The 10,055-nt window shown below is 71.3% G+C and carries 11 protein-coding genes; 1 reads left to right on the forward strand and 10 read right to left on the reverse strand.

Going from position 1 to position 10,055, the window contains the following annotated elements; translation table 11 throughout:
• The 10 genes from CCS38_RS34170 to CCS38_RS34215 all read right to left on the reverse strand — a co-directional run.
• On the reverse strand, positions 1–340 hold a 340-nt coding region (locus CCS38_RS34170; RefSeq protein WP_223737423.1), incomplete at its 3' end, for a YqhA family protein.
• Between the two features lie 151 nt (positions 341–491).
• Positions 492–1,139, reverse strand: a complete 648-nt coding sequence (locus CCS38_RS34175) for a TIGR00645 family protein (RefSeq protein WP_223737425.1) — start codon at positions 1,137–1,139, stop codon at positions 492–494.
• Positions 1,140–1,274: 135 nt separating this feature from the next.
• Complete coding sequence (locus CCS38_RS34180; RefSeq protein ID WP_223737426.1) at positions 1,275–2,186, reverse strand: YihY/virulence factor BrkB family protein; 912 nt, start codon at positions 2,184–2,186, stop codon at positions 1,275–1,277.
• Positions 2,187–2,287: 101 nt separating this feature from the next.
• Complete coding sequence (locus CCS38_RS34185; RefSeq protein WP_223737429.1) at positions 2,288–2,869, reverse strand: 2'-5' RNA ligase family protein; 582 nt, start codon at positions 2,867–2,869, stop codon at positions 2,288–2,290.
• A 140-nt stretch (positions 2,870–3,009) separates the two neighbouring features.
• Complete coding sequence (gene trpS / locus CCS38_RS34190) at positions 3,010–4,023, reverse strand: tryptophan--tRNA ligase (protein ID WP_223737431.1); 1,014 nt, start codon at positions 4,021–4,023, stop codon at positions 3,010–3,012.
• A 128-nt stretch (positions 4,024–4,151) separates the two neighbouring features.
• The gene (locus tag CCS38_RS34195; protein ID WP_223737433.1) at positions 4,152–5,336 is read right to left on the reverse strand and encodes a glutathionylspermidine synthase family protein; all 1,185 of its coding nucleotides are present in this window, start codon (positions 5,334–5,336) and stop codon (positions 4,152–4,154) included.
• A gap of 14 nt (positions 5,337–5,350) precedes the next feature.
• Positions 5,351–5,710: a hypothetical protein gene (locus tag CCS38_RS34200; protein WP_223737435.1), complete on the reverse strand. Its 360-nt coding sequence runs from the start codon at positions 5,708–5,710 to the stop codon at positions 5,351–5,353.
• A 43-nt stretch (positions 5,711–5,753) separates the two neighbouring features.
• The gene (locus CCS38_RS34205; RefSeq protein ID WP_223737437.1) at positions 5,754–6,467 is read right to left on the reverse strand and encodes an AroM family protein; all 714 of its coding nucleotides are present in this window, start codon (positions 6,465–6,467) and stop codon (positions 5,754–5,756) included.
• Positions 6,468–6,486: 19 nt separating this feature from the next.
• Positions 6,487–8,169 (reverse strand): OPT/YSL family transporter, encoded by a 1,683-nt coding sequence (locus CCS38_RS34210; protein ID WP_223737439.1) that lies wholly within the window; start codon positions 8,167–8,169, stop codon positions 6,487–6,489.
• The gene (locus CCS38_RS34215) at positions 8,166–9,143 is read right to left on the reverse strand and encodes a DUF1177 domain-containing protein (RefSeq protein ID WP_223737440.1); all 978 of its coding nucleotides are present in this window, start codon (positions 9,141–9,143) and stop codon (positions 8,166–8,168) included. The genes CCS38_RS34210 and CCS38_RS34215 overlap by 4 nt, the downstream gene beginning before the upstream one ends.
• Positions 9,144–9,283: 140 nt before the next feature.
• Here CCS38_RS34215 and CCS38_RS34220 point away from each other — a divergent pair.
• Positions 9,284–10,055, forward strand: a 772-nt coding sequence (locus CCS38_RS34220; RefSeq protein WP_223737441.1) for an IclR family transcriptional regulator, incomplete at its 3' end; no start/stop codon positions are given.

The raw sequence follows: 10,055 nt of genomic DNA on the forward strand, positions 1-10,055 counted from the left end.
CCGGCTGGTCCCGGTGGTTCTGCAGACCGATCCGCGAGACGAAGGTCTCGTAACCACCCACGATCACCATGATGAGCAGGTTGGCGATCATCACCACGTCGACGAGCTTCAGCACGGTGAGCATCACCATGTTTTCGTCCGTGGCCCCGGTGGAGACTTGGTGGATCAAGTGCCAGAGTTCACCGAAGAACTGGTAGACGTACACGGCCTGGGCGACGACGAGTCCGAAGTAGAGCGGTGCTTGCAGCCAGCGCGTGGCGAACAGGGCGTAACCCAGTGACGGGACGGCGCCCGCGGCCGGGACCGCGGGCTCGGCCGGACAATCGCGGTGAGCGTTCAATTCGTCCTCTCTTCATTTTTCTACAGGCTCACCCAGACTGCCCACCGCGGATGGCGCTGAGGAGGGCACCACTGCAAGTTCGTCCGTCCGTGGTGACTTGGTCCCCGATACGTTTGGCGGCCGCCACCGGCCCCGCCGCCGTCTCCCCTTGTCAGCCGGCCGGCTGCCTCGGGGGCGGCTCCGCCACCGCGCCTGTGGGATGGACGGGGACTTGCGGCGGAAGGTGGCGCGGCCGGTGCTCGTCCGGGTGGCTGCGGGCCTCCATCGGTCCTGCCATGTAGGCCAGGATGCAGGCCGAGACGACGAAGGCCATGTGGATGCCGGTGCCCCAGATCAACTCGTGCTGACTGGTGTGATGCAGGTTGACGAAGATCTGCAGCAGATGAATGGACGAGATGCCGACGATGGCGGTCGCCAACTTCACCTTCAGCACATTGGAGTTGACGTGCGAGAGCCACTCCGGCTGGTCCCGGTGGTTCTGCAGACCGATCCGCGAGACGAAGGTCTCGTAACCACCCACGATCACCATGATGAGCAGGTTGGCGATCATCACCACGTCGACGAGCTTCAGCACGGTGAGCATCACGATGTTCTCGTGGGAATTGCCGGAGGCCACGTGGGTGAGCAGCCACCAGAGTTCGCCGAAGAACTTGTAGACGTACACCGCTTGGGCAACGACGAGCCCGAAGTAGAGCGGCGCTTGCAGCCAGCGCGTGGCGAACAGGGCGTAACCCAGTGACGGGATGGCGCCGTCGGCGGCTGCCGTGGACTTGGCCTGGGGATTGTCCTGAGTGTTCACTTCTTCCCCTCTAGGAGTAATGACCTGACTCACCCCAGATTGGCCTCACTCAGTGTTGCGCGGTAGTCACCCTCGGTGATTTCGCCCGTCCGGAGGTCTTCTGCCCGGACGGGTTTGGAAGCCGCCGACAGGTGATCAGGCGGCATCCTCCGCGGCTCCAGCGGACGGCGGCGCCGCCGGCACCTCCACCGGCTCGTCGGCCGGCTCCTGGGTGGCCGTCCAAGCCGCGCAGAAGACCAGCAGCTTCGCGGTGAAGTTGATCCACAGCAGCAGCGCGATCGGGGTGCCGAACGCGCCGTACATGCTCTTCGCCGCGACACCCTGCAGATAGCCGCTGAGCGCGTACTTCAGTACCTCGAAGCCGACCGCTCCGATCAGTGCCGCGACGGCCACGGCGCGCCGCGGCGGCTCCGCGCCGGGCAGCTGCGTCAGGACGTACGCCAGCAGCAGGAAGTCGGCGAGCACGGCGATCAGGAAGCCCGCCAGCTTCAGCAGGACGCTGCCCACGCCGTCCTCGGGGATGCCCAGGCCCTGCGCCACCCGGCCCACCGCGGCCGAGGCGAACGCCGAGCAGGCCAGCGAGACCACCGCCACCCCGCCCAGGCCCAGCAGCAGCGCGCCGTCCCGGGCCTTGACCAGGAAGAAATTGCCCTCCTCGTCGTCGGTCTCCCACACCGCGCGCAGACAGTCCCGCAGCGACTGGACCCAGCCCACGCCGGTGAAGACCAGCGCGGCACCGGCGATCACCCCGACCGTGCCCGCGTTGTCCACCAGCGCCCCGATGTCCAGCTGCTCGGCGATGCCCGGTACCTGCTCGGTGAGCTGGTGCTGGAACTCCCGCAGCTGCGCGTCGGTGAGCGTCGCGGCGCCGACCGCCGCCGAGACCGTGAGCAGCGGGAAGAGCGCCACGAAGCTGGTGAAGGTGAGCGCGGCGGCCAGCCGGGTCCAGTGCACGCGGTCCATCCGCTGGTACGCCCGCCACAGGTGGGTGCGCATCAGCCACACCACCGCGGGGCCGATCAGCGGCAGCCTGGTCAGCCACTCCATGAGCCGCGGGTACCCCTTCCCGAGGGCCGTTGTCCCCCATCCGGCGGAACACTAGCCTCCGGATGGCCGCATACGGCGCAGACGCGCCAGGGCGCGTCGGGTCAGCGGGAGGGGGCCGGCGGCCGGGTCAGGTCGGCCTGCCGCGGCACGCCGCCGACCGGCGCGCCAAAAGGGTATTCGCGCTCCAGCCGCCACACGCTGTCCGCGCCCTGCTGGTACAGCGCGAAGCCGCCTATCGTCCAGGCGGCCTCGAAGTCCGCGAGCTCCCGCTGGGCCCGGTCCATCGCCTCCTCGGAGGTGCCGTGCGCGACGGTGACGTGCGGGTGGTACGGGAACTGCAGTTCGCGGGCGCACGGGCCGGACGCGGCGCGGATGCGCTCCTGCAGCGCCGTGCAGCCCGCCTTGCCGTCGACGAGCTTGACGAAGACGACGGGCGAGAGCGGCCGGAAGGTGTCGGTGCCCTTCAGACGCAGCGTGAAGGGCGTGAAGGCCGCCGCGACCTCCGCGAGGTACTCCTCGATCCGGGGCAGGTCCGCCGGGTCGGCCTCGGTGGGCGGGAGGAGGGTGATGTGGGTGGGGATGGCGTGCGCGGCCGGGTCCCCGAAGCCCGCGCGCTGCTCCTGGAGGAAGCGGCCGTACGGCTCCGGGACCGCGATCGAAACGCCGAGCGTTACGGTCCCCACTGCGTTCTCCTCCCTGAAACGGATGGTGTCCCCGGATGCCAGTGTGCCGGGTGTGCGGCCTTTACGGCGAGCGCCGACGGTCCCGCCCCGGCGGGACCTCGGCCCCCCGTGCGGGGGCCGCGGGCCCTCCCGGTGCGCTGTCAGTGCTTGGCGGGCAGGAAGCCGATCCGGTCGTACGTCGTGGCCAGCGTCTCGGCGGCCACCGCGCGCGCCTTCTCGGCACCCTTCGCCAGGATCGAGTCCAGCGTCTCGGGGTCGTCGAGGTATTCCTTCGTACGGTCCCGGAAGGGTGTGACGAAGTCGACCATCACCTCGGCGAGGTCGGTCTTGAGGGCGCCGTACATCTTGCCCTCGTAGTCCTTCTCCAGCTGCGGGATGTCCGTGCCTGTGAGGGTGGAGAGGATGGTCAGCAGGTTGGACACGCCCGGCTTGGCCTCGCGGTCGAAGCGGATCACCGTGTCCGTGTCGGTCACCGCGCTCTTGATCTTCTTGGCCGTGACCTTGGGCTCGTCGAGCAGATCGATGATGCCCTTCGGCGAGGACGCCGACTTGCTCATCTTGATCAGCGGGTCCTGAAGATCCTGGATCTTCGCGGTCTCCTTGACGATGTGCGGGTTCGGGATCGTGAAGGTGTCGCCGAAGCGCTGGTTGAAGCGGTCCGCGAGGTCACGGGTCAGCTCCAGGTGCTGGCGCTGGTCCTCGCCGACCGGGACCTGGTTGGCCTGGTACAGCAGGATGTCCGCGACCATCAGCACGGGGTACGTGAAGAGGCCGACCGTCGTGCGGTCCTGGCCCTGCTTCGCCGACTTGTCCTTGAACTGGGTCATCCGCGACGCCTCGCCGAAGCCGGTGAGGCAGTTCAGCACCCAGCCCAGCTGCGCGTGCTCCGGCACGTGGCTCTGGACGAAGAGGGTGCAGCGCTCGGGGTCCAGACCGGCAGCGAGCAGCTGGGCCGCCGCGACGCGGGTGTTCGCGCGCAGCTCCTTCGGGTCCTGCGGCACCGTGATCGCGTGCAGGTCCACGACCATGTAGAAGGCGTCGTGGGACTCCTGGAGCGCTACCCACTGGCGGACGGCGCCGAGGTAGTTGCCGAGGTGGAAGGAGCCGGCGGTGGGCTGGATACCGGAGAGCACACGCGGACGATCGAGAGCCATGACACTCATTCTCTCAGGTCCGCGGGGCGTCCTGGCCGCCGGTGGGAATACCGACAGGTAGGACGAGCCCCGGGACCGGCTACGCGCCGTGCCCGCCCGGTGACGGTGCGGGCCGTGGGGCCGCGCTCCTACAAGATCACGTGCGGTAGGAAGCGCGCGTACTCGTCCGTGATCAGCCCGGCGGACTCCCGGATCCCGAGCCCGGCCGCCTCGTCCTCGACGACCCAGGCGCCGAGGACGACGCGGTTGCCGTCGAAGTCGGGAAGCGGGGCGAACTCCTGATAGCAGCAGCGTTCGTCGCGTACCACCGGCTCGGCACCGGCCCGGTGGACCGTGACGCCGGCCCCTTCCCGGCCGAGCAGCGGCTTGGCGACGTATCCCGCCGTGTCCGCGAGTTCGCGCGGGCCGTCCAGGTACGCCGGGAGGAGGTTCGGGTGACCCGGGTACAGCTCCCAGAGGATCGCGAGCAGCGCCTTGTTGGACAGCAGCATCTTCCACGCGGGCTCGATCCACAGCGTGGTACCGGTGCCGCCGCCGTTGTCGAGCGTGTCCAGGACGTGCGGACCGAACCGGTCGGTGGCCAGCCACTCCCACGGGTACAGCTTGAAGCAGGAGCGGATGAACTTCAGCCGCTGATCGACGAAGCGGCCCGAGAGAGAGTCCCAGCCGATCTCCTCCATGGAGATCGCGACCGTTTCCAGGCCGGCCTGCTGGGCGGTCTCCTCCAGGTACGCGACCGTCATCAGGTCCTCGCCCAGCTCGTCCCCCGCCGAGTGCGCGAAGTGCAGAGGCGCGCCGGGCGGCAGCAGCTTCGCCTGCCGCCGCCATGCCTCCACCAGCCGTTCGTGCAGCGAGTTCCACTGGTCGGCGCCGACGAAGCGGTCCTCCATCCAGAACCACTGGGCACTGGCCGCCTCGACCAGCGAGGTGGGCGTGTCGGCGTTGTACTCCAGCATCTTCGCCGGCCCGGTGCCGTCGTAGTGCAGATCGAACCGGCCGTAGAGGGAGGGCAGTTCGTCCCTGCGCTGCCACGCCTCGGCGATCAGGCCGGCCTGCCGCGGGTCGTCGATGCCGAGATCGGCGAAGCGGTCGTGCTCGACGATGTGCGCCGCCGCGGCCAGGCACATGCCGTGCAGCTCCTCGACGACCTCCTCCAGCGCCTCGACCTCGGGCAGCGTGAAGGAGTAGTACGCGCTCTCGTCCCAGTACGGGCGGAGCGAGTCGTCCGGGTACCGGGTCAGCGGGTAGATCAGGCCCTGTGCCTCGACGATCTGCTGCCAGCCGGGGCGGGGCTCGATGGTGTGCCGTTCCATGCCGCCGCGCCCGCTCAGCCGCCGGCCGAACCCGAGCAGCCGAAACCGCCCCGGTCCACGGCCTGGCTCTTGCTGAACGTGCCGTAGTCGGCGTTGCGCCCGTTGACGTCCGCGTCGTAGTACCACTGGCCGTCGACCGACCCGCCGCGGCTGCTCTTCTTGCCGCTCTTGCCGCTCTTGCCCGCCGACGTACTGCCACTCGTGCAGTTCTTGGCATCGACGATGCGGTATCCGTTGAGCGTGTCGTAACTGCCGCGGTCCACGCAGCGCTTGTCGGGCTCGGAGCCGCAGGAGGTGAGGGCCGCGGCCAGCGCGCCCATCCCGCCCAGGATCACCGTGCTCGACCGCAGCCTCCGCCGTGCCTTTTCGGCCATGGTTCGTCGTCCCCCGTAGAGCGATTGTCGTGTTCCCGCCAGCCTAGGGGGCGGTCGGGCGCGACGCGCAGGCGGCCTCGGCGGCGAGCCGGACGGCGAGGGCGCGGGCCAGGAGGACGGGGACGGCGCAGGCGGCGGCCGCGCGGTGGGCTTCGGTGTAGCCGATGCAGTCCAGGACCAGCCGGCGGGCGCCCGCCCCGGTCAGCCGGCGGGCCGCCCCGGCCACCTGCTCGGCGGCGTCCGGGGCGTACGGGTCCGCGGCCTCCGCCAGGACGTGGCCGGGGAGCAGCCGCGACCAGCGGCGCCGGACGTCCGCGCGCTGGGCGGGGAGCGGGCAGACGATGCCGACCGGGTCGGTTCCGGCCATGGCCCGTACGCCGTGCTGCACCAGCGGTTCGGCGTGGAGCAGTGGCCGGGTGGCGGGCACGGGCGGGAAGTTGCCCGTGCACAGCAGCAGGGTGGCCGTCGCGCCGTCCCGTTCGCAGCGGGCCACGGCTGCCCGCATACGGGGAGCGAGCGCTTCGTGGCCGAGGACGACCGAGGAGCCGTCGCGGAGACGGGAGACGAGCGGCGCCTCGCCGTCGGCCGGGGCCAGCTCGGCCCGGGTGCGCTCGGCGGCGGCGCCGGTGAAGTCGTCCTCGTCCAGGGCGCCGTGCTGCACGGTGCGCAGTCCGCCGAGGAACGCGCGGAGGTCGTCGGACAGGTCGGTGCGGGGTGCCTGGCCGATGGTGACCAGGCCGAGGGTCGGGGCTGTCATGCGCCGCCTCCTGGGGGTCTCAGAGCGCCTTGTAGATCTGGCTCACGTCGTTGAGGGAGCTGCCGGCGACCAGTCCGGCGCCGACCAGCGCGAGATCGTTGTCGGCCGCTTCGGCCGCCGCCTCCTCGCCCGCCCGCTCGGTGGCGTGGCGGCGCCGGTACCGGCCGTACACGAAGCGGACCGCGAGCGCGACCAGTACGAGCCAGCCCGCCTGCGGCGTGGCGACCAGCAGACCGGTGGCCAGCAGCACGCCCATCTGGCGCGCGGAGCCGCCGAAGAACTGGACGAGGGCTCCGGGGATCGCCCACAGCGCCATCATCGTGAGGGCGTGGCCGTCCCCGATGCCGGCCTTGATGGTGTCGACGTAGACCTGGGCGACCGGCGGGACCCGGCCGTCGGCGAAGAACGGCTGCCAGGCGAGGGCCACCACCAGCACGGCGACGGCGAAGCCGACGAGCTGGGCGAGGTACTGCTGGCGACGCCCTGCCATCTCGTACGGGTGCCACGGCACCGCGCCCTTGCGCAGCAGCCAGCCGGCCTTGAAGTCGAAGCCGACGTCGGCGAAGGCGGGCCCGGTGGAGGCGGCGTAGCCGACGAGGAGGGCGAGCGGGACCATTGGAATGCCCACGACGAGGCCGACGATCAGGAAGATCAGGGTGACCGCGAAGGCGGGGAACCATCCGGAGTGCATCGCGGCGAGGCCGACGATGAGCTGGTGGATCAGGGCGGCGAACCCGGCGAGCAGCACCCAGCCGACCAGCCCGGCGCCGCTCATGTCGGCGCTCACCCCGCCGATCAGCGCGATCAGGACCGCGCCGGCGAGGAAGAGGACCAGGCCCTCCAGCAGGCCGCGGCGCAGCCGGGCGGCGGGGACGGTCCGCTCCCCGGCGTCGAAGCGGTCGGCGTCCGGAACCGTGGGAAAAGGCGCCTTCTCCCGTGCCGCTCCCCCGGCACCCTTGCGGTCCCGCATCAGCAGTACCGCCTGCACCAGGGCCACCAGCCCGGCGCCGATCATCACGCCGTGCGGTACGTAGTTCGCGGCGAGGTCGACCTGCAGCACGCCCGGCGCGTACTGGGCGACCAGCAGGCCGATGCCGAACATCAGCAGCGCCCAGATGTTGCCGAGGAACGCCACGCCCGCCGCGCTCATCGGCAGCTTGAAGAGCGAGCCGACGAGCCCCACGACGGCGCTCAGGCCGAGGAGTCCGGCCTTGCGGCCGCCCTCGTCGCCCGCCTTGATCGTCTCGGCCGCCGCGATGCCGGCGGGCCAGGCCGCGGAGGCGGGCAGCAGCCGCGAGTCGAAGACCCGGTACAGCACCCAGCTGTCGACGGCGAGGCCGATGACGGCGCCGCCCAGCATCGGCCAGACCAGGTCGGGACGGCCCAGCAGGAACGGCACCGCGATGGGGGTGACCAGGGAGTTGGCGGCGGCGAAGGTGGAGCCGGAGATCGCGGACTGCACCAGGTTCTGGCGGTGCGGGTCGCGCATCCTCGACAGCGCGGCGAAGGAGATCCGGCCGATCAGCATGGCGATGAGGGCGCCGATGACCGAGGTGTTGGGCGCGATGCCGAGGGTGGTGATCAGCACCAGGCCGATGACCGAGCCGAGCACGGACAGCACGATCGTCACGACGAGCGTGACGGGCTCGAAGGCTCTGGGGTGGCGGCGCTGCGCGGCGGGGGCGGCCGGGGGCTGTCTCATTCCTCTGCCCCCGCCTGCAGCCGCGTCATCGGTCCGTACAGCTCGACGAGGCGCGTGAACTCCTCGGTGTCGTGGAAGCGCAGCACGCCCCGGCCGTACTCCTTGGCCGCCTCGACGGCGAAGCGGGCCGCGGCGGCGATGTCGGTCTCGTGGCTGGCGCCGGTGGCGCAGCCCGCGACGGCCGGTCCGGTGGTGAGCGCGAGGCCGACGACGGGCGCGTCGGTGGCCACGCACGGCTGCATGATCGAGTTGAGGTGGTGCACGCCGTTGCCGTACGGGGTGATGTCCTGCGTGGTGATCGGCAGGACGTGCGCGGCCTCGCCGGTCACGGTCTCCAGGACGCCCAGCAGGTCGTCGCTGACCCGCAGGATCCAGCCCTCCTTGACGGTGGGCGAGAGGGCGATGCCGCGGTGGTTGAGCAGGCGGTTGCCCTTGGTGGTGTCGATGGAGACGACGGCGTCCATCTCCGGTGAGATCTCGTGGCGGTTGCAGTCGAGAATGGAGACCGGCGAGTCCATGAAGGGCACGGGGTCGTGCGGGCGGGTGGGGGCGTCCGGGCACACGTGCGTACTGAGGACGACGTCGCCCTCCAGGACGTCGCCGCGGCCGTACATGTCGAGCAGCTTGGCGGCGGCCGAGAGCGCAGCGACGGCGCCGTCCGCGTCGGAGACCAGGCCGACGCGCTCGGGGCGGGCGCCGACGCCGCCGAGGCGGCCGAGGACGCCGAGGGTCGGCGCGCCGCCGCCGGCGGCCCTGCCGCGGCTGCCCGGGACGACGACCTTGACGAAGTCGGTACCGCCCTGGTGGCCCTCGACGCGGGTGACGGTGATCTCCGGCTTCGGTCCGGCGGGCAGGCCGCCGCCGGTCTCGCCGGCGGCCTGCTCCAGAACCGCGCGGAGGTGGTCGGCGAGGAGGCGGCCGCTGGTGCGCGGCCGGTCGAGGAGGTCCAGGACTTCGAGGACGTGCTTGAGCACGGGGGCTCCTTGGTGCGCGGGGGTGCAGAGGGCCGGGGCCGGCCCGGCGTTGCCCAGCAGACTGCCTCCGAGAGTCCTTATCAGCAATCATTTCTCTATTTGAGAGAAGCATGCCCGCATAGTGTCGCTACGATGCTGCCGTGACCACAGACCGCGCCCCCGCTGACCGCGCCCCGCTCCAGACCGTCGACCGCGCCCTCCAGGCCCTGCTCGCCTTCGCCCAGGACCGGGACGAGTGGGGCGTCACCGATCTCGCGGCGGAGTTCGGCTGGGACAAGTCGGTGGCCCAGCGGCTGCTCGCCTCGCTGACCCACCGCGGCTTCCTCGTCTCCGACGAGGTGACCCGCCGCTACCGCCTCGGCCCCGCCGTCTGGCATCTGTCCACCGCCTGGGAGCGGCACGGCGGCATGGCCGGACTGGTCCGCCCCACGCTGCGCGAACTGGCGGCGGCCAGCGGCTTCACGGCCCTGTTCGCGGTGCCGGACGGGGCGCACCTGCGCTGTGTCGAGCCCGCCGAGGGCGCGTCGGGGCCGCTGCGCGCGTACCGGCTGGCGGACGAGCTGTATCCGGGGCACGCGGGGGCGACCTCCCGCGCGTACTTCGGGATGCTGCCGCCCGGCGCCCGCGCGTCGCTCCTCTACGGCCGCCCCATGGCCCGCTTCAGCGAACGGACGGTCACCGATCCCGGACGCCTGGAGGAGCTGATGTGCCGGGTCCCCGTGGACGGTTACGCCTACTCCGAGGGCGAGTACGACCCGGCCACCGCCGGGCTCGCGGTACCGGTACTGGTGCGCTCGCACCCCATCGGCTCGCTCACCCTCGTCGGCCCGCACGAGCAGCTGAGCGGCCCGCACGAGGAGCTGCTGCGCCCCCTGTGGTCGGCGGCCACGGCGCTCGGCGAACTGCTCACCC

This window comes from Streptomyces purpurogeneiscleroticus, from assembly GCF_020024005.1.
Lineage (GTDB): Bacteria > Actinomycetota > Actinomycetes > Streptomycetales > Streptomycetaceae > Streptomyces > Streptomyces purpurogeneiscleroticus.

What these genes read in the sequence shown, in the direction of transcription:
- CCS38_RS34180 (WP_223737426.1), bottom strand. Translation starts at nt 2,186, where the DNA reads ATGGAGTGGCTGACCAGGCTGCCGCTGATCGGCCCCGCGGTGGTGTGG.
- trpS (WP_223737431.1), bottom strand. Translation starts at nt 4,023, where the DNA reads ATGGCTCTCGATCGTCCGCGTGTGCTCTCCGGTATCCAGCCCACCGCC.
- CCS38_RS34195 (WP_223737433.1), bottom strand. Translation starts at nt 5,336, where the DNA reads ATGGAACGGCACACCATCGAGCCCCGCCCCGGCTGGCAGCAGATCGTC.
- CCS38_RS34200 (WP_223737435.1), bottom strand. Translation starts at nt 5,710, where the DNA reads ATGGCCGAAAAGGCACGGCGGAGGCTGCGGTCGAGCACGGTGATCCTG.
- CCS38_RS34205 (WP_223737437.1), bottom strand. Translation starts at nt 6,467, where the DNA reads ATGACAGCCCCGACCCTCGGCCTGGTCACCATCGGCCAGGCACCCCGC.
- CCS38_RS34210 (WP_223737439.1), bottom strand. Translation starts at nt 8,169, where the DNA reads ATGAGACAGCCCCCGGCCGCCCCCGCCGCGCAGCGCCGCCACCCCAGA.